Genomic DNA, 24146 nt, shown 5'->3' with positions numbered 1-24146 from the left:
TGGAGAGTGGCCGTGGGGGTCGCTCACAAAGGAGGAGAAATGGCCGAGTACCTCATCGCGTTCAACGCGGAATGGACACCGGACGCCACGTTCGAGCAGATGCAGGTGAAGTCGAGGAACGTCCGCGCGCTGGTGGACGAGATGAAGGCCGCCGGGGTGCTGATCTTCACCGGCGGCCTGGACGACGACGCCCCCGTGTTCAGCGTCGACGCATCCAGCGGTACGCCGCTGTTCACCGACGGCCCGTACGTCGAGTCGAAGGAACACCTCGGCGGATTCGCGGTCGTGGACGTCGCCGACGAGCAGGCGGCGCGGCTGTGGGCGGGCAAGATCGCGGTCGCCTGTGACTGGCCGCAGGAGGTGCGGCGCTTCCAGGTCCCGGGCAGGTACTCAGGCGACCCCGCGAGCTGAGCCGGGATTCAGCCCATCGACTTCTGGCCGTCGATCGTTTCGCGGATGATGTCGGCGTGGCCGGCGTGCTGGGCGGTTTCGGCGGTGATGTGGAGGAAGACGCGGCGGACGGACCAGAAGACGCCCGGCGGCTGCCACGGCGCGGCCGGCAGTTCGTACGACGTGTCGAGGTCGAGCGTGCGGACCAGGTCGTCGGTGGCGGCGGCGATCTTCTCGTACTCCGCGAGTACGTCGGCCAGCGTCTCGCCCTCGACCAGCCGGAACTGGTTCTCCCACGCCGCGATCACCTCAGGCGTGTACTCCGTCGGCGTCGCCTCCCCCTTGCCCTGGGCGAACTCGGCCCAGTGCTGCTCGACCGACGCCACGTGCTTGATCAGCCCGCCGATCGTCAGCTCGCTGACCGTACTGCGGGTGCTCGCCTGCTCGTCGGTGAGTCCCTGCGCGGTGTGGCGCAGGAAGTACCGGTGCTTGGCCAGGAAGTCGAGGATGTCTTGCCGCTCACCGCTCTGGTTCGTCGTCATACTCCGAGCCTAGAGGCAGAAGCGGACAGGTACTGACCTCTATCCGACGAAGAGGTCAGTACCTGCACAGGGGTCAGGACCAGCTCTGGAACTTCCGGTTCGGGCTGGAGTTCGGGTAGCACCCGAGCGTCCGCAGCCCCTTGCCGCTGTCGTCGAGGCACCGCTTGGTGGCCTGGTTCTGCAGCCGGATCGTGCCGTCGGAGTACGTCAGCTTGTACCAGCTCTGGAACTTCGAGTTCGGGTTCGAGCCGGCCCAGCACGAGATGGTCCGCAGACCCTTCGAGCTGTCGTCGAGGCACTCACCGGTCCCGATGCTGCGGAGCTGACGCGTCGTGTCGGCCCAGACGTGGATCTGCCACTTCTGGGTGATCTTGCCGTTGCACCCGAGCGTCCGCAGACCGTTGCCGCTGTCGTCGAGACACCGGTTGGTCGCCTTGTTCTTCAGCGTCTGCACCGGGTCGGCCGCGACCGCCATCCGGTTGCCGGTGAGCAGCTCACGGTCGACCGGCTTGGCAGCGGCCGAACCGGCCGAGGCCCCGATCAGAGCGGCACCGACGGCCAGTCCGAGAACTGCGCTGCGAAGGGTGTTCATACTTCCTCCCGAGTTCGTGTGTCGATTTCGGGATCCACCGTCGCAACCAGCCCTGGCGTCACGATGGCGCGCCGATGGCGCGACTCAGCCGAGCTTGGCTCGGATCACGGCCGCGTTCGGGTGATCGAGCTCCTCGAACAGTCCGGCGGCGCGAATCCAGTAGTCGCGGGCGGTCGCGTGTTCGCCGATCGTTTCGTGGATGTCGCCGGTCGACGCGTAGCTCTCGGCGAGCTGGTGGCGCCGGCCGAGAAGTTCCTCCAGTTCGATCACGCGTCGGTAGCAGCGGAGTGCGTCGTCGTGCCTACCGAGCCGCGCATAGGCGAAGCCGAGGCTGTCCAGGGTGTCGGACTCGCCGTCGAGCTCACCGATCTCGCGCAACTCGGCGAGCGCCTCCTCGCAACAGACGATGGCGCGCTCGTAGTCCCCCAGCGCGGCATGGTCCCAGCCCTCGTTGTTCAGCGCCATCGCATGCCCGGACCGGTGACCGACCTGGAGGTACCGCCCCTGCGCTTCCCTCGACGCGACGACCGCGTCGGCCTTGTGACCCTGGGCTGACAGCACCCGGCCGATACCGATGTACGCGTGCGCCTCGCCGGTCAGGTCGCCGAGTGACCGCGACAGGTCGAGCGCCTGCTGTTCTTCGGCGAGTGCCGCGTCCAGCCGACGCAGCTTGAGGTTGATGCGGGCCAGGTTCCGGTGCGCCCGGGCCTCCTCGGTCACGATGCCGAGTCGGGTCACCGCGGCCAGTGCACGCTCGTGCAGGGCGATCAACTCGTTCCAGTCGCCGCGATAGTCCAGGAAGTCGTACAGGAGCCACGCCAGCCGCCAGACCTGCTCGTCGAAACCGGCGAGGTAGGTCAGTCCGACCAGCGTGCGTTGTCTGGCGGCGAACCAGTCCATGGCCGCGGCGCGTGTCGCCGGAGGGTCGACGACGACAGTCGGGTCAGGATCCTGCAGGCTCACCGCGTCGCGGGTCGGGCTCACTATCCGCGCGGCGGCGTAGCCGGTGCGTACGAGCAGGTCGAGCAACCGTCCGAGCGCGGCCTGGGCCTCACCGGGCTCGGCAAGCTCGATCGAGTAGCTACGCAGCAGGTCGTGCATCGCGTACCACCCAGGAGCGGTCTCGGTGAGCTGGTGCGAGCGGCACAGCTCGTCCAGCAGCGGCTGGACCTCGGCAGCAGTCACGCCGGCCAGCGCTGCGGCTTCGGCGACATCCAGATCCGGACCGGGATGTACGCCGAGCAACCGGAACAGCCGCGCGCCGGCCGGACTCAACGACCGGTACGACCAGGAGAACACCGCTCTGGCATCGGTCGCCGGATCGCCCGCCGACAACGCGTCCAGGACGTTGCGGCGGAGCTCGGTCGCGAGGCTCGCCAAGGGCCAGCTCGGGTGCAGGTCGGCGAGCGCCGCGACAACGGCGAGCGCGAGGGGTAGCCCCGCACAGCCGGCCACCAGCTCGTCGGAAGCGGTCCGCTCGCGGGCGAATCGTTCCGGACCGATCCTTGCCTCAAGCAACAGTCGGGCCGCGTCCGCGCCGAACGGCTCCAGCGTCACCGCGGCCGCCTGCTCGGTGACCATCAGGCCGGCCAGGCGGTCCCGGCTGGTGACCACGGTCAGGCAGCCGGGGCCGCCGGCCAGCAACGGCCGGACGTGCTCGGCGGACCGGACGTTGTCGAGAACCAGGAGTACGCGGCGGTCCTCGAGCAAGCTGCGGAGCGCGGCCGTGCCGGCTTCGAGGTCCGCGGGCACCCGGTCCGGCGGAGTCCCGAGGGCGGTCAGGAACCGGGCCAGCGTCGTACCGGGGTTTGCCGTTCGGCCGGACGGATCGAAGCCCTGCAGGTCGGCGTACAGCTGGCCGTCGGGGAACCGGTCGGCGATCTGCCGGGCCCAGTGGACGGCCAGCGTCGTCTTGCCGATTCCCGCCGGTCCGGTGACCACGCAGAGGCCGGCGGCCGGTCGGGTCCGGAACCGGTCCAGGTATTCGTCCAGCCGTTTGAGGGCACCGCCACGCCCGACGAATCCCGGCAGACCCGCCGGAAGCTGGTGCGGTACCGGCGCCTGCCGGGTCGGCGCCGGCTCAGGCTCGCCCGCAGCGAGGATGCGCGCCTGCAGCTCCTGGGCGGCGGCCGACGGCTGTACGCCGAGTTGCTCGTCCAGCACGCGCCACAACCGCTGGTAGGTGTCGAGTGCCTCGGCCCGGCGGCCGGCGCGAGACAAAGCCGTCATCAGCAGTTGCCACGGCAGCTCACGGAGTGGATGCCGCGCGACGAGAGCCTGGAGCTCGGGTACGACAGCGCTGTGCCGCCCCAGCTCGAGGTCAGCTTGCAGACACGTCTCGAGTACTTCGAGGCGGCCCTCCTCGAGCTCACCCGCGCGCTCCCGGACCGCAGGCAGATCGACGTCCGCGAGGAAGTCCCCCGACCACAGAGCCAACGCCTCCCGGAACCGCCCGACTGCCTCCTCCAACCGCTCCGAGTCCAGCGCGGTCCGGCCGGCCGCAACCAGCCGTTCGTACTCGGACAGGTCGGACTCCCCGGCCGGTACCTCCAGCACATACCCGTCCGGCCGGCTCTCGATCCGCAACGCCGAGCCCTCGAAGCGACGCCGGAGCCGGTACACGCACGACTGCAGTGTCGTGCGGGCGCTCGGCGGCGGCGTACCGCACCAGAGCTGGTCGATCAGCCAGTCTCGAGATGCCGGCGCACCGGGACGCACGGCGAGCAGCGCGAGTACGCCGCGTTGGCGTGCCGCGTCGAGACCCGTTCGCTCGCCGTCGACCCACACCTCGAGTGCGCCGAGCACCCTCAGCTGCATGCCGGTCAGAGTAACTCCCGACGGTGGCACCGGCGGGGCGTCGCGGGTATCGTGACCCGAGGCTGGCTGGGGGACAACCTTTGTACACAAGGGGTTTTCGAGCTGAGGGGGTCCGAACGATGGGAACGATCACTACCAGCGACGGCACCGAGATCTTCTTCAAGGACTGGGGTGAGGGACAGCCGATCGTCTTCAGTCACGGTTGGCCGCTGTCGGCCGACGACTGGGACAACCAGTTGCTGTTCTTCCTCTCCAAGGGGTACCGCGTCGTCGCGCACGACCGCCGCGGCCACGGACGGTCGACGCAGACCGGCGACGGGCACGACATGGACCACTACGCCGACGACCTGAAGGCGGTCGTCGACCATCTCGACCTGCAGGACTGCATCCACGTCGGGCACTCGACCGGCGGCGGCGAGGTCGCGCACTACCTGGCCCGGCACGGCGAGGACCGGGCCGCCAAGGCCGCGCTGCTGTGCGCGGTCCCACCGCTGATGGTCAAGACCGACGCGAACCCGGAGGGCCTGCCCAAGGAGGTCTTCGACGGGTTCCAGACCTCGCTCGCTGCGAACCGGTCGAAGTTCTACCGCGACCTGCCCGAAGGACCGTTCTACGGCTACAACCGGCCGGGCGCCGAGCCGTCCGAGGCGATCATCGCGAACTGGTGGCGCCAGGGCATGATGGGCGGCGCGAAGGCCCACTACGACGGCATCGTCGCGTTCTCCCAGACCGACTTCACCTCGGATCTGCAGCAGATCACGATCCCGGTGCTCGTCGTCCACAGCGAGGACGACCAGATCGTCCCGTACGCCGATTCCGGCCCGAAGTCGGCGGCGCTGCTCAAGAACGGGGTCCTGAAGACGTACAAGGACCTCCCGCACGGTCTGCCCACGACGCACGCCGACGTGGTCAACGCCGATCTGCTCGAGTTCTTCCAGTCCTAGTCCCGATACTTCCGAGCACCACAGGCTTCGTCACGCTCCCGCGCGCCCTCCCGGCGACAGTCGCATGACGAAAGGCTCATCCATGCATCAGCACCGCACGCGAGTGCTCGCCGTACTGGTCGCAGTACTCGCGCTCGTGCTCGCCGCCGTGTCACCCGCGGCGGCATCACACCCGAGCGGCCCGAAACCCACCATCGTGCTGGTCCACGGAGCGTGGGCCGACGGATCGAGTTGGCAGAAGGTCACCAACAAACTCCTCGACGACGGCTACACGGTCCGCGTCCCACCCAACCCGCTCCGCAACCTCACCACCGACGCAGCGACGATCCGGGACTTCCTGTCGACGCTGTCCGGCCCGATCGTGCTCGTCGGTCACTCGTACGGCGGTGCCGTCATCACCAACGCGGCGACCGGCAACTCCAACGTGAAGGCACTCGTGTACGTCGACGCGTTCGCCCCGGCCCAGAACGAGACCGTCCTGCCGCTGGTCGGCGCCGACTCCGCGCTCGCCGTACTCGACCCGACGACCGTCTTCGACCTGGTCCCGTACCCCGGGGCACCGGCCGGTGACGTCGACCTGTACCTCAAGCACGACACGTTCGTGAAGTCGTTCGCCTCCGGGTTGTCGCACAGCGCCGCCGAGAGGCTTTACCCGTCCCAGCGGCCGCTGACGTTCAGCGCCGGCAACGTCCCCTCCGGTCCGCCGGCCTGGGCGACGATCCGGTCCTGGTACGTCCTCGGCACCAAGGACCTGATCATCACCCCGGCGTCGCAGCAAATGATGGCGACCCGGGCCCACTCCACCATCACCCGCATCCCGACCGGCCACCTCGGACTCATCTCCGATCCCGGCCCGATCACCAAGGTCATCGAGACCGCGGCCCGCGCGTCCCGCTGATCCGGCCTGCCGCAGGTCGCCCGGTTATTCGGGCGACCTGCGCGGCCGGCCGCAGCTAGGCTGCCCGGTCATGGACGGTCTGGAGATTCGGCCGCTGCAGCCCGACGATCCGCCGGTGATCGCGGCGGCGATGGCCGCGCTCGGCTGGGACAAGCCGCAGAGCCAGTACGAGCGGTACGTGGCGGAGCAGGCCGCCGGGACACGGGACGTGCTGGTGGCGACCGTCGACGGCGCGTACGTCGGCTACGTGACGATCTACTGGGTCCCGCCGTACTTCAAGACCATTCCGGAGATCTCGGACTTCAACGTGCTGCCGTCGTACCGGCGGCGTGGGATCGGGTCGGCGTTGATGGACGCGGCCGAGGCGAAGGTGGCCGAGCGCTCCCCGGCGGTGGGGATCGGCGTCGGCCTGTACGCCGACTACGGCAGCGCGCAGCGGATGTACGTACGGCGTGGGTATCTCCCCGACGGACGCGGCCTGATCTACGACGGCAAGCAGGTGCCGCCGATGGAGATGGTCCGCAATGACGACAGCGCCTGCCTCATGTTCACCAAACAACTGAGGTAGCGTCGGTGACGTGCGTGCGATCGAGTACTCGCGAACCGGTGAACCTGACGTCCTGACCCTCGTGGACCGGTCGATGACCGATCCGGGGCCCGGCGAAGTGCGGGTGCGGATCCATCGGTCGGGCATCAACCCGACCGACTGGAAGTCGCGCCGGGGCAGCGAGGCCGGTACGCCGGTCGACCCGCCCCAGGTGCCGAACCAGGACGGCTCCGGCGAGGTCGACGCCGTCGGCCAGGGCGTCGACGCGGGGCTCGTCGGTCGCCGCGTCTGGATCTGGGAGGCCGCGTACCAGCGACCGTCCGGCGGCACCGCCCAGGAGTACGCCGTGGTGCCGATCCGTCACGTGGTGGAGTTGCCCGACGAAGCGTCGTACGACCTCGGCGCGTCTCTCGGCGTACCGTTCCTGACCGCACATCGCTGCCTGACGGTGACCGAGGACGGCCCCGATCACCTCGGCCCGGGCAGGCTCGCCGGTCGTACCGTGCTGGTTGCCGGTGGCGCCGGCGCGGTCGGCAACGCGGCGATCCAGCTCGCGCGGTGGTCGGACGCGACCGTGATCACCACCGTGAGCAGCCCGGAGAAGGGCAACCTGGCCGCGCTCGCGGGCGCCGATCACGTCATCAACTACAAGCAGCAGGACGTGATCGAGGAAGTCCGCGAGATCGTCCCGCACGGCGTGAACACGATCGTCGAGGTGTCTCCCGCGGCGAACGCGACGATCGACGCCGCGATCATCGCGATGCACGGCTCGGTCGCGATCTACGCGACCGACGGCGGCAACACGTTCGAGCTTCCGGTGCGCCCGTCGATGGTGCCGAATGCTCGCTGGCAGTTCGTCCTGCTGTACAACGCTCCTGAGTCCTGGCGTCCGCGTGCGCTCGGTGACATCGACGCCGCGGTCCGGGCCGGCGCCGTACGTGTGGGAGCCGAGGCTGGGCTCCCGTTGCATCACTACGCCCTCGAGCAGGCCGCCGAGGCACACGCCGCGGTCGAGCGGAGCATCGTCGGCAAGGTTCTCATCGACGTACGCTGACCAACTGCTGCAGAGCGGCTGCGCAGCGGCATTCCGGGTTGTCCGTGCAGAGCAGGGCGGCCGGGTCGGCCTGGATCAGTTGCTGTGTTGCCGCGAGTACGGCGTCCTTCGGGATCCGGCGTACGCGCGCCTGCCCGATGCGGATCTCCGTCGTCGCGGAACGCAGTACCGGCTCGATGTCGTCGAAGTGGTGGCTCTCGCCGGGGATGTTCGGGAGCTCGATCCAGAGGCCGTCGGCGTTCTTCGCGTAGCGGTAGAAGAGCGAGCGGCCGAGGTGCTGCTCGGCGAGGTGGATCGTGGTGTTGGAGGTGTGGCTGACGCCGAGCAGGAGTACGTCGCCGTCGAGCGCCTCGATCGGTCCGAGCGGCCAGTCGGGGCGCTGTGCTGCGAGGAGCCGCTCGGCCGCGGGACCGAGAGCCTGGTAGGCGAAGAGCGGGTGCGAGGTCCGCAGGGTCGAGTAGGTCTGGCGGAACACCTCCGGAATCCGCCCCAGCCAACGATCAATCGGAAGGTCGTCGCTGAAACTGGTTGCCGCCGACAACTTCTCGTCGAACTCGGGCCAGTCGGTCGCGTTCCAGTAGGCGTTGTCCGGCCGGACCAGCCCCGGCGGCGCCGGGATCCCGGTGAGATCCCACGTCCCACCCGGCATCAGCACAGTCCCGCAGACCTCGGTCAACGCCGCACAAACCGCCTCGGCCCCACCGTCGACGTACCCGAACGAACTGAGCGACGAATGCACGATCACCTCGGACGCGAGCCCGAGCTGCCGCAACCCGTCGACGAGATCTGCCTTGGTCACAACCATCCCGACAAGCTATCTCGCCTGGAACCGACCGGTCTCCCGATATTCCGCGTGCAACCCGAGCACCACCTCGGTCGGCGGATGCAAAGGACCGGGCGGCGTCGCGAAGAAGCCGGCCTCGACGACCTCGTCCTCTCCCGGGCGGAGGGTGCCGGTCCAGTGACGGGTTTCGAAGCAGAGCGCGAAGCACTGGACGATGTCGCCGTTGGGGTAGGTGAGGGTGTGAAGGTCGGCCTCGGAGAGGCTGGCGAAGGGGACGAGATCGTCGGGGGCGACCACCAGGCCTGTCTCCTCGGTGAACTCTCGGGCTGCCGCGGTGCGGAAGCTGTCGCCTGGTTCGGCGCCGCCGGCTGGGAGTTCCCAGAGGCCGGTGTCTCGGCTTTTCTGGAAGAGGATGCGGTCGGCTGCATCCACCGCGAGGACCTGGGCGCCGGGAAGCAGGAGCAGGCGGGAGCCGACGTCACGACGGAGCTGGGCGAGGTAGGAGTCCACCAATGAGAGGGTAGGGCGCGTGGACTGGGTGAGGCGGCGTGCTGGTTGGGTGCTGGGGCTGGGGCTGATCGGCGGCCTGGTGTGGACGGCAGCGGTCACCTTGTCTCAGCCGGGCTGGTACGACCCGACCCGGGACTGCTCACGCAAGTTCGGCCCCGACGCGACCGCCGTCCACACCAACTGGTTCCCGCCCACGGCGACCTGCCTGTACGGCGATGAATCCCGCCAGTACATGTCGACGTCCCGGACCGTCATCCTCTCGATCCTCGCCGTCCTGCTCCTGATCGTCATCGCGACGGGCCTGATCCTGACCGTACGGCGACTGAGCGGCGAGCCCGGCCCGATCCGTCCGGCCGGCGACCTCGACCTGGGCAAACGTCGGATCAAGCACCTGACCTTCGGAGCGGCCGACATCGCGATCGTCTTCGCGCCGCTGACCTTCCTCAACGCGGTCGCGATCGTCTTCGGCGGGATCCCCGGCGGCTTCCTCTTCATTGTCACCTCGCTCGTCGCCCTGAGCGCGATCTGCACCGCCCTCGACCGCCACCTGGGTCCGCTTCCCAGCAGCGCCCTCGACAGCCGCCGTCGCGGCACGATCGCCGGCGTCACGACGTACGCCGTCGCCTTCGTCGGCACCGCTGTCTCCGGCGGGCTCCCGTTCTTCCGGCTCTGGTCCGTTCCGCTCGCCGGCATCGCGTACGCCGTGATCGCCGCCGTGCAATGGCGTCGCGCGACGGCTAACGCCAACCAGGTTCAATATTCTGGTTGAGGTGGAACACGTTCTCGGGGTCGTACTCACACTTCACCCGGGCCAGCCGGTCGTAGTTCGCCGCACCGAATCCGGCGACCACGCGATCCTGCCCCTCGTACCCGATGAAGTTCAGGTACACCTGCCCAGTCGACCACGGCTCGAGGTCCGCGCACACGTCCCGCACCCACCGGATCGCCTGTGTGTCCGTACACGGATCCGCCCACGCCCCGAACGGATGCGCCACCCACTCAGCGTCCCGGTACGCCTGCGGCCAGTCCCCGGCAGACCGTCGTACGGCGCCACCCCACGGCAGGACGACCTGCTGTGACGGTGACGGCGTGATCATCTCCCGGGCGCGATCGCAGAACGCGAGTACGGCGGGATCCGGGAACTCTCGCAGATGCTCCGCGGAGCAGTAGTTCCGGAACCCGGCCGGATTGTCGAGCGCGGCCTGCAGGTCGGCGTACGGCAGCTCTGCAATGAACTGTCCCTCCGGCGCCAGCGCGTACATCGGCGCGAACACCTCCCGCGCCTCGTCCACCCCACCGGCGTACGCCGCGACCGCGAGCACAGCCGGCTGCCCCTGCAAGCCTTCTGGCACGTATCCGGCCCGGGGCGCAGTCAGAAACATGACGCCGCCGCCAAGCTCCTCCGGCGCACCCTCCAGCAGATCGCGATACGCACGCAGTACCGAAGGCCCGGCCGCCATCGGCCACACCAGCAACGCCAGCGTCGTCGTCACCACCTGCGTGAGCCGGAACGTCAGCGAGGTCGCGACCCCGAAGTTCCCGCCGCCACCGTGCAGCGCCCAGAACAGCTCGGTGTTCTTCGTTTCGTCCGCGATCAGCAACCGCCCGTCCGCGGTCACGAGCTCGACCGAGATCAGCGCGTCGGAGGACAGCCCGAGCTTCCGCTCCAGCCACCCCGAGCCGCCGCCGAGCGTCACCCCGGCGACCCCGGCCGACGGCACCCGCGCACCGGTCGTCAGCAAGCAGTACCGCTGTCCCGCGCGATCCAGGTCCCGCCAGATCGCACCGCCGCCCACCCGCGCGAGCCGCGAGAACGGATCGATCTGCACGCTGTTCATCCGCCGCAGATCCAGGACCATTCCGCTGTCCGACACGCCCGCCCCGGTCACCGCATGCCCGCCGGCGCGGACGGCCAGCTCGAGCTCGTTCTCCACGCCGTACCGCACGGCCGCCTGGACGTCCGCGGCCGACTCGCACCGGGCGATCATCGCCGGCTTGCGGTCGACCATCGCGTTGAACACCGTGCGGGCCGCGTCGTACTCCGTGTCCCCGGCCTGCAACAGAACGCCACCAAACCCCGTTGGTCTCATCTCGCAGTTCCCCCACTCCCCTCGCTGAGAATGCGCCGAGACCTTTGCCCCGGTCAACATCGGAGATAGGTAGGGTCGGAGGGTGACGAATGCGGCGGTGATCGGTGGTGCGGGCCAGGTCCTGACCGAGGACGAGGTGACGACGTTCGTCGGCGAGGCGCTCGCGGGCGCAGGGCTGGAGGGCCGCAGCGTCTGTGTGATCGTCCCGGACGCGACCCGGAGCTGCCCGCTGCCGTTGCTGCTCAAGGCGGTCACCGACGCCCTGCAGGGCAGTCAGGTCACAATCTTGGTTGCCCTGGGCACCCATGCGGAGATGACCCCGGAGCAGCTGCGCAAGCACCTCGGCGGTGACTACCCGAACGTGATCAACCACGAGTGGTGGAAGCCGGACACGTTCGTCGACCTCGGCACGATCAGCTCCGAGCGGGTCGGCGAGATCTCCGACGAGATGCTCCGCGACGAGGTCCCGGTCCGGCTGAACCGCGCCGTCGTCGAGCACGACGTCGCGCTGGTCGTCGGCCCGGTCTTCCCGCACGAGGTGGTCGGCTTCTCCGGCGGCAACAAGTACTTCTTCCCGGGCGTCGCCGGCCAGGAGGTCATCGACTTCTCCCACTGGCTCGGCGCCCTCATCACCAGCGCGAACATCATCGGTACGCCGGGCATCACCCCCGTCCGCGCCCTGATCAACGAGGCCGCCTCGCTCATCCCGGCCGAGAAGCTCGCCCTGTCCGTCGTCGCGCAGTCAGGGACCGACGCGCTGCACGCGGTCGCGTTCGGCGACACGGAATCGTCCTGGCAGGCGGCGACCGAGATCTCCGCGCGGACCCACGTCCGCTACCTCGACCATCCGGTCCAGCGGGTCGTGTCGGTGATGCCACCGAAGTACGCCGATATCTGGACCGCGGCCAAGGGCTTCTACAAGGTCGAGCCGATCGTCGCGGACGGCGGCGAGGTCATCCTCTACGCGCCGCACGTCACGAAGCTGGCGGCGATGCACCCGGAGATCGAGAAGATCGGGTACCACTGCCGCGACTACTTCGTCGGCCAGTGGGACCACTTCCGCGACCTGCACTGGGGCGTCCTCGCGCACTCCACCCACCTCCGCGGCGCCGGCACCTGGGATCCCGCCAGCGGCGAGCACCTTCGCGTGCAGGTCACGCTCGCGACGGGCATCCCGGAGGACGTCGTACTCGCAGCCAACCTCGGCTATCTGGACCCCGCGGAGTTCGACCTGGCGGCGTACGAGGCCGATCCGGACACGTTCGTCGTACCGAATGCCGGGGAGACCCTCTACCGGCTTCAGTGACCCGCCGGTAACCTCAGGCGGTATGGCTGAGGTCGTCATCATCGGGTCCGGGTTCGCCGGGTTGTGCATGGGAATCAAGCTGAAGCAGGCCGGGTGTGAGGACTTCGTCATCCTCGAGAAGGCGGACGATCTCGGCGGCACCTGGCGGGACAACACGTATCCCGGCTGCGCCTGCGACATCCCGTCGTACCTCTACTCGTTCTCGTTCGAGCAGAATCCGCGCTGGACGCGGATGTTCGCGCCGTGGGACGAGATCCTCGCCTACCTGCGGTACTGCGCGGACAAGTACGGCATCACCGACAAGATCCGGTACGGCGCCGAGGTCACCGAAGCCGTCTTCGACGAGGCGACCGGCCACTGGGCCGTGACCGTGAACGGCGACGAGACCATCGAGACCCAGGCGCTCGTCACCGGCGTCGGCAGCCTGCACGAGCCGAAGCTGCCGGACATCCCCGGCCTCGACTCCTTCGCGGGTACGACGTTCCACTCGGCGCAATGGGACCACTCGGCGGACCTCCGCGGGCGCAATGTCGCCGTGATCGGGACCGGCGCGTCGGCGATCCAGTTCGTGCCGCAGATCGCCCCGCAGGTCGCGCAGCTCGACGTCTACCAGCGCACAGCGCCGTGGGTCACCGGCAAGCCGGACCGCGCGATCGGCGGCTGGGAACGCAAGCTGCACGAGCGCTTCCCGGCTGGCCAGCGGACGATCCGCAACGTCATCTACTGGGGACTCGAAGGCCGCGGCGCCGGCTTCGCGGGCAACCCGAAGTTGATGAAAGGCCTTGAGCTACAGGCGAAACGGCACCTGCACAAACAGGTCACCGATCCCGAGCTCCGCGCGAAGCTGACCCCGGACTACCAGATCGGCTGCAAGCGCGTGCTGATCTCGAACGACTACTACCCGGCGCTGACCCGGCCGAACGTCAACGTCGTCACCACCCCGATCGCCCGGATCACCCCGACCGGCGTCGTCACCGCCGACGGGACCGAGCGGGCCTGCGACACGATCGTGCACGGCACCGGGTTCGCGGTCTCGGCGAACCTGACCCGGATGCCGATCCTCGGCAAGGACGGCGTCGACCTGGCCGACCACTGGAAGCGCAACGGGATCGGCGCGCACCTCGGCATCACGGTCTCCGGCTACCCGAACCTGTTCCTGCTGGTCGGCCCGAACACCGTCCTCGGCCACTCCTCGATGGTGTTCATGATCGAGGCCCAGGTCCGGTACGTGATGCAGGCCCTGCACCTGCTGCGCCGGCGCAACGCGTCGTACGTCGAGGTCCGCGAGGAGGCCCAGGAACAGTTCGTCGACTCGATCCAGGGTGAGCTCGGCGGGACGGTCTGGGAGTCGGGCTGCACCAGCTGGTACCTGGACGCGTCCGGGCGGAACTCGACCATCTGGCCGGAGTGGACGATGTCGTACTGGCGTCGTACCCGCCGGCTCGATCCGAGCGACTTCGCCGTCGTCCATTAAGGGCAGTGTCCCTTAGGTGATGGCCCGGACTCCTGAAGTAGGAGTCCGGGGTCACGACGTACGACCTTGGGATGAAGGAAAGACCGATCCGGAGGCCGATGTCTCAGCAGCCCGGTTGAAGGACTCTTGAGACATGGAAATCCTTCAGATCGCAGGCGCGGCGGTGATCGTGATCGGCATCGTGATCACGGCACTGATCGCCATCATCCCGTCAGTCGTAGACCGCTAACTCTCAGTCGGCGGACAGATGGACCAGTAGGTCCTGCCGGGTCAGCACGCCCACCGGCTTGCCGTCGTCCAGCACCATCAGGGCGTCCCGATCCTCGAGCAGCTCGACCGCCTTGGTCACCGGTTCGCCGGCGCCCAGCGAGGGCAGCGCCGGGTCCATGTGCACCTCGACCATGTCGGCCAGCCGCGCCTTGCCGGAGTACAGCGCGTCCATCAGCGTCCGCTCCGACACCGCGCCGGCCACCTCGGCCGCCATCACCGGCGGCTCGGCCCGGACGACCGGCATCTGCGAGACGCCGTACTCGCGAAGGATCGCGACCGCCTCGGCGATCGTCTCGTGCGGGTGGGTGTGCACCAGCGGCGGCAGGCTGCCGTCCTTGCCGGCCAGCACGTCACCGAGCGTCTTGCCCTGGCGGGCGTGCGCGAGGAAGCCGTACTGCGCCAGCCAGTCGTCGTTGAACACCTTGGTCAGGTAGCCGCGGCCGCCGTCGGGCAGCAGTACGACGATGACGGCTTCGGGGTCGTCGAGCTCATGCGCGAGCCGGATCGCCGCCGCGGCGGCCATGCCGGCGGAGCCGCCGACGAGCATGGCCTCTTCGCGAGCGAGCCGCCGGGTGAGCGCGAACGAGTCCGCGTCGGAGACCTCGATGACGCGGTCGCAGATGTTGCGGTCGTACGTCTCCGGCCAGAAGTCCTCACCGACACCCTCGACCAGGTACGGCCGGCCCGTGCCGCCGGAGTACACCGAGCCCTCCGGGTCGGCGCCGACGATCTGGACGCGACCGCCGGAGACCTCCTTGAGGTACTTGCCGGTGCCGGTGATCGTGCCGCCGGTGCCGACGCCCGCGACGAAGTGGGTGATCTTGCCCTCGGTCTGCTCCCAGAGCTCCGGGCCGGTGGTCTCGTAGTGCGAGCGCGGGTTGTTCTGGTTCGCGTACTGGTTCGGCTTCCAGGCGCCCTCGATCTCGCGGACGAGGCGGTCGGAGACGTTGTAGTACGAGTCCGGGTGCTCCGGCGCCACCGCGGTCGGGCAGACCACGACCTCGGCGCCGTACGCCTTCAGCACGTTGCGCTTGTCCTCGCTGACCTTGTCCGGGCAGACGAAGACGCACTTGTAGCCCTTCTGCTGGGCAACCATCGCCAGCCCGACGCCGGTGTTGCCGGAGGTCGGCTCGACGATCGTGCCGCCGGGCTTCAGCTCGCCCGAGGCCTCCGCGGCCTCGATCATCCGGACCGCGATGCGGTCCTTCACCGAGCCGCCGGGGTTGAAGTACTCAACCTTCGCGAGCACGAGCGGCTTCGCGCCGTCTGTTGTCTTCGACAACCGCACCAGCGGGGTGTTGCCGACCAGGTCCAGGAGTGATTCTGCGTAGCGCACGATCTTTACTGTAGTGATACCGACCCCATTGCCCTATTTTCACTTGCATCGTCGTAACACCGTGTAATCCTGGACTCATGAGTAGAGCCAGGGCAGCCAAGAAGCTGGCCCAGGCCGCAGCCTTCGGGGGCGGGGGACTCGGGCTCATCGGTGCCACGTTCTACGGCGTACTGACCGCTGAGGCCGAGTACGCGAAACGCGTGATCGGACCGACGAGGTACTACCCCACTCCGGGCGACGGTCTGTACGGCCGGTATCCAGGACTTCCGATCACGTTCGCGATGATCGGCGACTCGAGCGCGGCCGGTTACGGCACCGAGTCGCCGGACGAGACTCCCGGGGTGATGCTCGCCTCCGGTCTGGCCGAGCTGGCCAAACGCCCGGTGCGGCTGGTCGACGTGTCGAAGACCGGCGCGAAGTCCAGCGATCTGGCCGCCCAGGTCGACGCCGCTCTGCAGACCGGCCCGCATATCGCGGTCATCCTGATCGGCGTCAACGACGTGAAGGCCAAGATGCCGCCGTCGACCTCGGTCCGGCTGCTCTCCACCGCTGTCCGCCGGTTGCGCGCCGCGAACTGTGAGGTGGTGGTGGGCACCTGCCCCGACCTCGGTGTGGTCCGGACGATCATGCCGCCGCTGCGGCAGGTCGCCCGGTCCTGGAGCCACCGGCTGGCCGCCGCTCAGACCATCGCAGTGGTCGAAGCAGGCGGCCGTACCGTGTCGCTCGGGTCGCTGCTCGGCGAGGTGTTCCGCACCAACCCGGCGATGTGGGGCCGGGACAACTTCCACCCGTCGGCCACGGGGTACGCCGCCGCGTCCGCCGCACTGCTGCCGTCGGTGGCGGCGGCGATGGGCGTCGGGCCGGAGTCGTTCGTGCATCCGGAGCCGTTCCGCGGCGAGGCGATCCTCCCGATCGCGGAAGCCGCCGTACAGGCCGCCCGAAAAGCGGGCACCGAGGTGGCTGCCACCGAGGTTGCCGGCCGGGAGCGCGGTCCGCGCGGTCGCTGGGCGGAGCTGCGGCACCGCCGCCGGCACCCGAAGGCCGACGTCGACCGGGTGGACGAGAACTCGAAAGAACAACCCGAGACAGTCCCTGTCGGTCAATAGTCCCATCTCATCCCACCCCCATCATCAGAGCTGCTCTGATGATGGGGGTGGGATGAGATGTTTTGAGTTTGGTTTGTGCGTCCGCTGAGCGACACCTTTCATGTCGGGAGTCTTGCCTCCGGGCGGCCGAGTGGTGCACAGTCGATAACTACGCGGTACCCCGATGACGGGAGGCGAAGATGGGCTTGAACCACTCCGAGGAGACACACCAGCGTTTGGTGGAGGCCGTGCCCAGGTGCACCGGACGCCAGATGGCCGAGTGGTTCCAGCTGATGAACGACGGACCGTCGTTCCTGCGCTTCGACGACAGAGTGCGGTGGCTCTCCAGCGAGTACGAACTCGCGCACGGGCACGCGACCGCCATCGTTCACGAGTTCGACCTGGTCAAAGCGCACCGGCGAATGGGCTGAGCCGCAAAGGAGACAACGAAAAGACCTGCCCTTTCAGGTGGAGGGGCAGGTCTTTCACATTCCCGGTCAGGCGAGTGGTGTGAGGGCCTTCGCCAGCGGCTCGAGGACGGCCGGAGTGTGCGGCGGCGGCAGGTACACGATGGCCAGATCAAGCCCGACCGCGCCGAGCGCCTCGGCTTCCGCGGCGACCTTGGCGTAGTCGCCGTCAGGCCCGAGCCGGACGTGTGAAGACAGCGTGATCTCGCTCGGATCGCGACCGATGTCCGCGCAATGTGCGTAGAGCACGTCGCGCTTGTGGGCGAACTCCTCCGGCGTACCGCCGCCGAAGTTCCAGTGCTGGGCGTACTTCGCCGTCGTCCGCAGGGTCCGCTTCTCGCCGCTGCCGCCGATGCAGATCGGCGGATGCGGCTTCTGCACACCCTTCGGCTCGCAGCGGGCGTCCGTGAACTGGTAGTGCTCGCCGTGGAACGTCGTGGTCTCCTGCGTGAGCAGGCCGACGAGCACCTCGCAGGCCTCCTCGAACCGGTCGCTGCGCTCCTTCAGCGAGCCGAGTCGCATGCCGTACGCACCCGACTCCTCTTCGTTCCAGCCGGCGCCGATGCCGATCTCCAGCCGGCCACCGGAGACGATGTCGAGGGTCGCGGCCATGTTCGCGAGCAGCGCCGGGTGCCGGTAGTGGATCCCGCTGACGAGCGTGCCCATCCGGAGCCGCTTGGTCGCCTGCGCGAGCGCGGTCAGCGTCACCCACCCTTCCAGGCACGGACCGCTCGAATCGGAGTGGATGGGATAGAAGTGATCGAAGGTCCAGCCGGACTCGAACAGTTCGATCTCGTCGGCCGCTTGCCAGACTGCGAGCATGTCGGCCCATTGAGTGTTCTGGGGCGAGGTCTTGATCGCGAATCGCATGACCCTCATCGTATGTCGAGCTCGTTACCCTCCGGGTCGCTGATCAGACAGCGTTGCGGGGTCCGCTCGAGGATGCGCCCGCCCGCGGACAGCGCCGCGTCGATACGCGCCTGAGGGTCAGGCACCACGAGCTCGAAGTGGATGCGATTGCGCTGCTTGCTGCGCTCGTCGTTCGCGTCCAACTGCTGGAAGAACAGGACCGGGTTCAGCCGACGCGGATCGTAGATGTCGGACACCTGCTCGCGCGGATCAGGCTGGTAGCCGAGCACGGTCCGCCAGAACGTGCTGAGTACGTCGCCGTCGACCGCATCGATGCCGAACTGGACGAAGCGCAGCGGGCGCGGGTCCGGCGTGAGTCCTAGGTCGTGCGCGGCAGCCTGGATGCGCTGCGCCAGCTCGACGAAGGCCGGGCCGCCGTTCGGCATGTCGTCCTCCCACTGGTCCTTGCTGCCGTCGATCGTCACCCCGGTCGGTCGCAGGTCGATCTCCAGCGGAATGCCTGCATCATCGGCGAGTTGCGCGACGGCGGAGGTCAGACGGGTCGCCTGGGCGGGTGAGGTCGTCGGGTAGAAGACCATCGCAGCGAAGTTGGCCCACCAGTCGTCGGCATCCGGCGACAGTTCGTCCCCCGGGACCAGGTCGACCTCGTTGCCTTCGGGATCCGCCAGCGCGACGCCCCACGCGCCGTACGGCTCCTGGCCGATCGCAGCGCGGGCCGCGTCCACCGCATAGGACGGACGTACGACGTCGACGTGGATGCGATTGCGGAGTGGTCGCGGGTCGGTGAGCGGGTGGACCTCGACCGCCGGGTCACGGTCGAGTGGGTCCTGGAGGCCGGTGGACGAGGCCTCGTAGCCCATCGCCGTACGCCAGAAGGTGGTCACCGCGGCCGGGTCGGCTGCCTCGAAGGCGAGGTTGACCTGCTGCAGCGCGCTCGGATCAGCGGTCAGGCCCAGTTCTCCGGCCGCCTTCGAGATGTCTCGGGCGGACTCCTCGGTGTCGGTCCGCAGGCGCAGACCATTCGCCCGGAGGTCGATCTCGGCGCCGGGGGCGAGGCGCTCGACCAGCGCGGCGCCGGCGGCGTGTGAGGGAGCGTCGTACCACGTGGTCAGGGTGCCGTTGAGGTGCCGCCATTCGGTGGTCATGGGGACCACAGTAGAGCTGGAACCGGACGAACCGCGTCCGGAAATGCCAGGAGGGCCGGTCCACCTGAACCGGCCCTCCTGAAGACATTACGGCTGTCGTGCCGCCGCGGTTCAGTCGCCGCCGCGGAGGATTGCGAGGATGCGCAGGATGTTCCAGTACAGCCAGACCAGGGTGACGGTCAGGCCGAACGCGGCGCGCCAGGCCTCGCTCTGCGGGGCACCGTGGCGGACGCCCTGCTCGATCATGTCGAAGTCGAGGATCAGGTTGAACACCGCGAGACCGGCGCCGAGCGCCGCGAACAGCAGGCCCATCGGGCCGAAGCCGCTGATCCCGGTCTGCACACCGAACAGGCTCAGCAGCAGGTTGATCACCAGCACGCCGGCGAAACCCATCGTGCCGATGATGACCATCCGGGTGAACTTCGGCGTCACCTTGATCGCGAAGTACTTGTACGTCGCCAGCGTCAGACCAGCCGTCACCATCGTGGCCAGCACGGCCTGCACGATGATGCCGGAATCACCGACCCAGTTCGCGATGAACTTGGAGCCGATCCCGAGGAACACACCCTCGGCCGCGGCGTAGATCATCAACAGCACCGGGTTCACCCGGCGGGAGAAGGACAGCACCATCGCGATCGCGAACGCGACGAGGGCACCGGCCAGGAACGTCGGGCCGACCACGGTGTCCGGGATCGTCTTCCAGGCGATCGCCGCGACCACGGCGACGACACCCAGGGTGGCGGCGGTGCGGACGATCACGTCGTCCATCGTCATGGGGCGGCTGGCGGCCGGAGCACCTTGGTACTGCTGCGGCGGCATACCCGACCCGCCGTAGGGGCTCGGCTGACCGTACGGAGCGGCCCCCGGATAGGCCTGGCCCTGGCCAGGCGCAAACGCACTCGACCGGTTCAGCACCGGGTTACTGCTCTGCATCATTTCCTCCTGATGACCCACTTCCGGGGCCGTATCGAAATACTACGGTCCCATCCTGAACAACATCTGAGAATCGCGCGGCTGTTCCGCAACCGAAATCCCTTCAAAACAACCGGTTGCGCAATCCAATCGCTTCGCTATCGAGTTACTGCTCGCGACCGTCGTAATCGGCGCGGGAGGCGTGGATCTGGTGGGCGTGGGCGACGGACCATTCGGCGATCGCGGTGGTCAGTTGACCGGCCTCGACCCCCAGCGGAGTGAGCGCGTACTCGACCCGGACCGGGACCGCCGGATAGAGCGTCCGGGTGACCAGACCGTCCCGCTCCAGCGTGCGGAGTGTCTGGGTCAGCATCTTCTGAGTGACGCCGTCGAGCAGCCGGCGGAGCTCGTTGAAGCGCAGCGGCCGGTCGAAGCGACGCAGCGCGCCGAGGACGTACAAGGCCCACTTGTTCGCCAGTACGTCGATGACGGTCCGTGACGGGCAGTCACGCCCGTAGGTCTTCACCCAGTCATCGAACGCCATCACGCAGTACACGTTCGGCGATCCCGGCGTCCTCGAGCTCGCCGAACTGGAACGCCCCGAAGCGGGCCACGGCGAGGCCCTGGTCCGGGTCCGCGCGGCCGGGGTGAACCCGAGCGACTGGAAGATCCGCTCCGGCCTGCTCCCCCGCTTCGGCCCGCCCCCGTTCGTTCTCGGCCTCGACTTCGCCGGCACCCGCGAGGACACCGGCGAGGAGGTGTACGGAGTCGTCTATCCGCCGCGCGGTGCGTACGCCGAGTTCACCGTCGCGAGCCTGGATCGCCTTGCCCGCAAGCCGTCCACGGTCGATTGGGTCCACGCGGCGGCACTGCCCACCGCCGGACTCACGGCGTACCAGCCGTTGGCCGGTGTCGCGAAGATCGGGCCGGGTGACCGCGTCCTGATCCACGCCGCGGCAGGAGGCGTCGGGCACCTCGCCGTACAGATCGCCAAGTACCGCGGCGCTCATGTGATCGGTACGGCACGCGCCTCGAAGCACGAGTTCCTTCGCGGCCTCGGCGCGGACGAGCTGATCGACTACACCACGACCGACTTCACGACGGCGGTTCACGACGTGGACGTCGTAATGGATCCGATCGGGGCCGAGTACGCCGTACGGTCCCTCGACGTACTGACCCCGGACGGAATCCTGCTCGACGTCCGCGGGACGGGTCCGGACCGCGCCGAGGTCCGGCCGATGGCCGCCGCCCGCGGGATCCGGTACGACGAGTTCCGGATGGCGCCGACGGCCGAGGACCTGGATGCGATCGCGGACCTGGTGGACGCCGGCGCGTTGCGCGTCTCGGTCGAGCAGGTGTTCCCGCTCGAGCATGCGGCGAAGGCCCACGAGTTGAGTGAGACCGGCCGCGCGACCGGGAAACTGGTCCTCACGGTCTGACGGCGTCGCGCCCGTATGGGCAGGCGCGACGCCGGGACCGGCGGCCACCCGGGACGCCTTGCTCCCGCAGGCCGGATCGGGGGTCAGATATGGGGGTGGAGGGCTTCCTGCGTGGACAGGGCCGCGCCGACCTGGTCGGCCAGGGCCACGGCGACCAGGCGTTGCTCGAGGTCGGGGCGCGCGATGCGGGTGGCCGCGGTGAGGAGGAAGCGGCCGCGGGTCTCGCCGGCGTGCTGGACGGTCAGCTCGATCTCGGCGTTCGTCGGCAGGCCGTCGCGCTCGACCTTCAGGACATGGGATCCGCGGGTGACCGAGCCGTCCGGGTTCAGCCGCGGCGCCGTGGTCTGCTTGCTGCCGGCAACGAACTTGGCGCCGTCGATCCCCAGCAGGGCGGTCAGCTCGGTGCGGACCTGGTCGATCAGGTCGTCGGTGGAGCCACCGGCGGCAACCGCTTGCGAGGTGGTGATCACGCCGTCCAGGTAACCCCGGCGCCGGGAGGCGTTGGCTTGTTGCCTCCGGCCCCAGATCGCGATCTGGGTGACCGCGATCCCGATCACCAGCAGCAGGACGGCCTGCTCGACGTCGTTGCTGCTGTTGATCGTGAAGCTGTCGTACGGGACGGTCAGGAAGAAGTCGAACCAGACCGCGCTGGAGATGGCCGCGAGCACACCGGCGAGCCGGATGCCGAACACGGCGACGGCAACGATCACGACGACCAGCAGCAGGGCCGCGTTGGCGTTGTCGAAATGCTCGCGGAACGGGGTCAGCAGCGCACAAACCGCCGGGGGCGCGAGCAGCGAGGCCGTCAGGACGGGCGTGCGGTAACTCTCCACACCCCTATTCATGCGCACTTCACCTGTCCCGATCAACCCTTCTCGCGGAACTCTGTCGCGCCTACCGTTGGCGGATGCCCGAGATCACCCGTACCCGGCCACCGGAGGACGCCGACGAACGCAGTACGTTCACCGGCCTGCTCGACTTCCTCCGCTCCACCGTCGAACTGAAACTCAGCGGCCTGACCGAGGAGCAAGCGTTCGCCCGGCCCGTCGATCCGTCGGCGCTGACCCCGGCCGGCGTCGTCAAACACCTGACCGCGGTCGAGCGGTTCTGGTTCTCGATCGACTTCGGAGGGCTCGATCTCGAATGGCCGTGGAGCGAGGAGGATCCGCACGGCGGCTTCCCGATCCTGCCGGGCGACACCGTCGAGTCGATTCTCACGGCGTACCGGGCCGAGTGCGCGCGTTCTCGCGAGATCACCGCCGCCGCGTCCTTCGACGACGTGGCCCGCTCGGAGGACATGCGCTTCAACCTCCGGTACGCCGTGGCGCACATCATCGAGGAGACCGCTCGCCATCTCGGCCACCTGGACCTCCTCCGCGAAGCCACCGACGGCGAGGTGGGCGAATAACCGGTGGCTGCGGTCCGAGTGCCTGCGTAGGTTCCTCGGCATGTACCGAATCCGGGAAGCCTCGCTCGCGGACGTCGAGTTCCTCGCTGACGTGACCCTCACCGCCACCCGTGCCCAAGGACGGCTGGCGCCGGACTTCGACGAGCCAGCCTGGCGCGAAGGCTTCGCGGACTGGAGCCGCGAGTCGATCGACGACCCGGCCACCGATCTCACCGTGATCGAGCTCGACGGACAGCGCGTCGGGCGCCTGCGCGTCAGCCGTACGCCGGAAGCCGTCGAGCTGAACGGCATCCAGCTCCATCCGGACGTGCAGAACCGCGGCATCGGTACTGCGATCATCACCGAACTGCAGTCCGAGGCAGCCGGTCGCGGCGTACCGCTGGAACTCCACGTCGAACGCGACAATCCCGGCGCCCGGCGGCTCTATGACCGCCTCGGCTTCCACAAGACCGGGGAAGACGGCGCCGAGGATGTCATGCAGTGGACCCATGGCACGCAACTGTGGGACGCGGAGGTGGCGAAGCGGTACGACACTCCCGGCACCGGGATGTTCGCGGCCGACGTCCTTGAGCCGACCGTGGATCGGTTGGCCGAGCTCGTGGGTGGTGGGCGGGCGCTGGAGTTCGCGATCGGCACCGGGCGGGTCGCCGTACCGCTGGCGGCGCAGGGCGTGTCGGTAAGTGGGATCGAGCTGTCCACGGCGATGCTCGCCGAACTCCGCACGAAGGCCGACGAGACCGCGATCCCCGTGGTCGTGGGCGACATGTCCGCGGTGAGGGTGCCGGGCGAGTTCAGCCTGGTGTACCTGGTCTACAACACGATCTCCAACCTGCTCACCCAGGAAGAGCAGGTCGCCTGCTTCCGCAACGCCGCCCGCCACCTCTCCCCCGGCGGCCACTTCGTCATCGAACTCTGGGTCCCCGAACTCCGCCGCCTCCCACCCGGCACCCCGGCCACCGTCGGCATCGCGGACCCCGGCTACATCCTTCTCGACACGTACGACGTACTGAAACAACACGTCGTCTCCCACCACTTCCACTTCACCGAAGGAACCCAGGCCGAACTCTTCCGCAGCCCCCACCGCTACATCTGGCCTGCCGAGCTCGACCTGATGGCCCAACTCGCCGGCTTCACCCTGGAATCCCGCCACGCCGACTGGTCAAGCACGCCGTTCACCGCCGACTCCCCGTCCCACGTTTCCGTCTACCGCCTCGGCACGACGTAGAGGACGCTGGTAGCTGTGGCTACCGACCCGCTGTTCACGCG

The 24146-nt window shown here is 68.7% G+C and carries 25 protein-coding genes; 13 read left to right on the top strand and 12 right to left on the bottom strand.

Going from position 1 to position 24146, the window contains the following annotated elements; translation table 11 throughout:
• Positions 1-39 precede the first annotated feature (39 nt).
• Positions 40-411, top strand: a complete 372-nt coding sequence (locus ACFWUU_RS23020; RefSeq protein WP_380177997.1) for a YciI family protein — start codon at positions 40-42, stop codon at positions 409-411.
• Positions 412-419: 8 nt separating this feature from the next.
• Here ACFWUU_RS23020 and ACFWUU_RS23015 read toward each other — a convergent pair whose 3' ends face one another.
• From ACFWUU_RS23015 to ACFWUU_RS23005, 3 genes are all read right to left on the bottom strand, one after another.
• Complete coding sequence (locus tag ACFWUU_RS23015; RefSeq protein ID WP_380177996.1) at positions 420-932, bottom strand: DinB family protein; 513 nt, start codon at positions 930-932, stop codon at positions 420-422.
• A gap of 73 nt (positions 933-1005) precedes the next feature.
• Complete coding sequence (locus ACFWUU_RS23010; protein ID WP_380177994.1) at positions 1006-1524, bottom strand: RICIN domain-containing protein; 519 nt, start codon at positions 1522-1524, stop codon at positions 1006-1008.
• Positions 1525-1608: 84 nt separating this feature from the next.
• Entirely contained in the window at positions 1609-4341 is a 2733-nt protein-coding gene (locus ACFWUU_RS23005) for a BTAD domain-containing putative transcriptional regulator (RefSeq protein WP_380177992.1), read from the bottom strand.
• A gap of 119 nt (positions 4342-4460) precedes the next feature.
• Between ACFWUU_RS23005 and ACFWUU_RS23000 the strand changes: the two genes are divergently transcribed.
• From ACFWUU_RS23000 to ACFWUU_RS22985, 4 genes are all read left to right on the top strand, one after another.
• Positions 4461-5285 carry an alpha/beta fold hydrolase gene (locus ACFWUU_RS23000; protein ID WP_137258467.1) on the top strand — a complete coding sequence of 275 codons (825 nt, stop codon included), beginning with the start codon at positions 4461-4463 and terminating at the stop codon, positions 5283-5285.
• Between the two features lie 82 nt (positions 5286-5367).
• Entirely contained in the window at positions 5368-6183 is an 816-nt protein-coding gene (locus tag ACFWUU_RS22995) for an alpha/beta fold hydrolase (protein ID WP_380177990.1), read from the top strand.
• 70 nt (positions 6184-6253) lie between these two features.
• On the top strand, positions 6254-6751 hold the full coding sequence (locus ACFWUU_RS22990) for a GNAT family N-acetyltransferase (protein WP_380177987.1): 498 nt from the start codon (positions 6254-6256) through the stop codon (positions 6749-6751).
• A 10-nt stretch (positions 6752-6761) separates the two neighbouring features.
• Positions 6762-7784, top strand: a complete 1023-nt coding sequence (locus ACFWUU_RS22985; protein WP_380177985.1) for an NADPH:quinone reductase — start codon at positions 6762-6764, stop codon at positions 7782-7784.
• Here the strand turns inward: ACFWUU_RS22985 and ACFWUU_RS22980 are convergent.
• Entirely contained in the window at positions 7768-8589 is an 822-nt protein-coding gene (locus ACFWUU_RS22980; RefSeq protein ID WP_380177983.1) for an AAC(3) family N-acetyltransferase, read from the bottom strand. The two genes, ACFWUU_RS22985 and ACFWUU_RS22980, sit on opposite strands and share 17 nt — an antisense overlap.
• Before the next feature lie 9 nt (positions 8590-8598).
• Positions 8599-9078 carry an NUDIX domain-containing protein gene (locus tag ACFWUU_RS22975; RefSeq protein WP_380177981.1) on the bottom strand — a complete coding sequence of 160 codons (480 nt, stop codon included), beginning with the start codon at positions 9076-9078 and terminating at the stop codon, positions 8599-8601.
• A 19-nt stretch (positions 9079-9097) separates the two neighbouring features.
• Here ACFWUU_RS22975 and ACFWUU_RS22970 point away from each other — a divergent pair, with 19 nt between their 5' ends.
• Positions 9098-9847: a hypothetical protein gene (locus ACFWUU_RS22970; protein ID WP_380177979.1), complete on the top strand. Its 750-nt coding sequence runs from the start codon at positions 9098-9100 to the stop codon at positions 9845-9847.
• Here the strand turns inward: ACFWUU_RS22970 and ACFWUU_RS22965 are convergent.
• Complete coding sequence (locus ACFWUU_RS22965; RefSeq protein WP_380177977.1) at positions 9816-11168, bottom strand: FAD-binding oxidoreductase; 1353 nt, start codon at positions 11166-11168, stop codon at positions 9816-9818. The two genes, ACFWUU_RS22970 and ACFWUU_RS22965, sit on opposite strands and share 32 nt — an antisense overlap.
• Before the next feature lie 82 nt (positions 11169-11250).
• On the opposite strand from ACFWUU_RS22965, the gene ACFWUU_RS22960 reads away from it, so the two are divergent.
• A complete protein-coding gene (locus ACFWUU_RS22960; RefSeq protein WP_380177975.1) occupies positions 11251-12474 on the top strand; it encodes a lactate racemase domain-containing protein in 1224 nt (407 codons plus the stop codon).
• A gap of 22 nt (positions 12475-12496) precedes the next feature.
• The gene (locus ACFWUU_RS22955) at positions 12497-13948 is read left to right on the top strand and encodes a flavin-containing monooxygenase (protein WP_380177973.1); all 1452 of its coding nucleotides are present in this window, start codon (positions 12497-12499) and stop codon (positions 13946-13948) included.
• A gap of 232 nt (positions 13949-14180) precedes the next feature.
• On the opposite strand, the gene ACFWUU_RS22950 is transcribed toward ACFWUU_RS22955, so the two are convergent.
• Complete coding sequence (locus ACFWUU_RS22950) at positions 14181-15554, bottom strand: cystathionine beta-synthase (protein ID WP_380177971.1); 1374 nt, start codon at positions 15552-15554, stop codon at positions 14181-14183.
• Positions 15555-15631: 77 nt separating this feature from the next.
• Here ACFWUU_RS22950 and ACFWUU_RS22945 point away from each other — a divergent pair, with 77 nt between their 5' ends.
• Both ACFWUU_RS22945 and ACFWUU_RS22940 read left to right on the top strand, forming a co-directional pair.
• Positions 15632-16660 (top strand): SGNH/GDSL hydrolase family protein, encoded by a 1029-nt coding sequence (locus ACFWUU_RS22945; protein ID WP_380177969.1) that lies wholly within the window; start codon positions 15632-15634, stop codon positions 16658-16660.
• A gap of 179 nt (positions 16661-16839) precedes the next feature.
• The gene (locus ACFWUU_RS22940) at positions 16840-17070 is read left to right on the top strand and encodes a DUF4287 domain-containing protein (protein ID WP_137258477.1); all 231 of its coding nucleotides are present in this window, start codon (positions 16840-16842) and stop codon (positions 17068-17070) included.
• Between the two features lie 66 nt (positions 17071-17136).
• Here the strand turns inward: ACFWUU_RS22940 and ACFWUU_RS22935 are convergent, their stop codons facing one another.
• The 4 genes from ACFWUU_RS22935 to ACFWUU_RS22920 form a co-directional block, all read right to left on the bottom strand.
• The gene (locus ACFWUU_RS22935) at positions 17137-17976 is read right to left on the bottom strand and encodes an LLM class F420-dependent oxidoreductase (RefSeq protein ID WP_380177967.1); all 840 of its coding nucleotides are present in this window, start codon (positions 17974-17976) and stop codon (positions 17137-17139) included.
• 5 nt (positions 17977-17981) lie between these two features.
• On the bottom strand, positions 17982-19121 hold the full coding sequence (locus tag ACFWUU_RS22930) for a VOC family protein (RefSeq protein WP_380177965.1): 1140 nt from the start codon (positions 19119-19121) through the stop codon (positions 17982-17984).
• Between the two features lie 111 nt (positions 19122-19232).
• Entirely contained in the window at positions 19233-20054 is an 822-nt protein-coding gene (locus ACFWUU_RS22925; RefSeq protein WP_137258480.1) for a Bax inhibitor-1/YccA family protein, read from the bottom strand.
• 145 nt (positions 20055-20199) lie between these two features.
• Complete coding sequence (locus ACFWUU_RS22920; protein WP_380177963.1) at positions 20200-20577, bottom strand: winged helix-turn-helix transcriptional regulator; 378 nt, start codon at positions 20575-20577, stop codon at positions 20200-20202.
• Here ACFWUU_RS22920 and ACFWUU_RS22915 point away from each other — a divergent pair.
• The gene (locus tag ACFWUU_RS22915; RefSeq protein WP_380179051.1) at positions 20576-21472 is read left to right on the top strand and encodes an NADP-dependent oxidoreductase; all 897 of its coding nucleotides are present in this window, start codon (positions 20576-20578) and stop codon (positions 21470-21472) included. The two genes, ACFWUU_RS22920 and ACFWUU_RS22915, sit on opposite strands and share 2 nt — an antisense overlap.
• An 83-nt stretch (positions 21473-21555) precedes the next feature.
• Here ACFWUU_RS22915 and ACFWUU_RS22910 read toward each other — a convergent pair whose 3' ends face one another.
• Entirely contained in the window at positions 21556-22317 is a 762-nt protein-coding gene (locus ACFWUU_RS22910; protein WP_233715115.1) for a DUF4118 domain-containing protein, read from the bottom strand.
• Positions 22318-22379: 62 nt separating this feature from the next.
• On the opposite strand from ACFWUU_RS22910, the gene ACFWUU_RS22905 reads away from it, so the two are divergent.
• Together ACFWUU_RS22905 and ACFWUU_RS22900 are read left to right on the top strand one after the other, a co-directional pair.
• Positions 22380-22880: a DinB family protein gene (locus tag ACFWUU_RS22905; protein WP_380177961.1), complete on the top strand. Its 501-nt coding sequence runs from the start codon at positions 22380-22382 to the stop codon at positions 22878-22880.
• 40 nt (positions 22881-22920) lie between these two features.
• Positions 22921-24105, top strand: coding sequence for a GNAT family N-acetyltransferase (locus tag ACFWUU_RS22900; protein WP_380177959.1), 1185 nt, complete (start codon positions 22921-22923; stop codon positions 24103-24105).
• Positions 24106-24146: the final 41 nt, after the last annotated feature.

The sequence above is a fragment of the Kribbella sp. NPDC058693 genome (assembly GCF_042715335.1).
Lineage (GTDB): Bacteria > Actinomycetota > Actinomycetes > Propionibacteriales > Kribbellaceae > Kribbella > Kribbella jiaozuonensis.
This window is presented reverse-complemented; position numbering and strand designations above follow the sequence as displayed.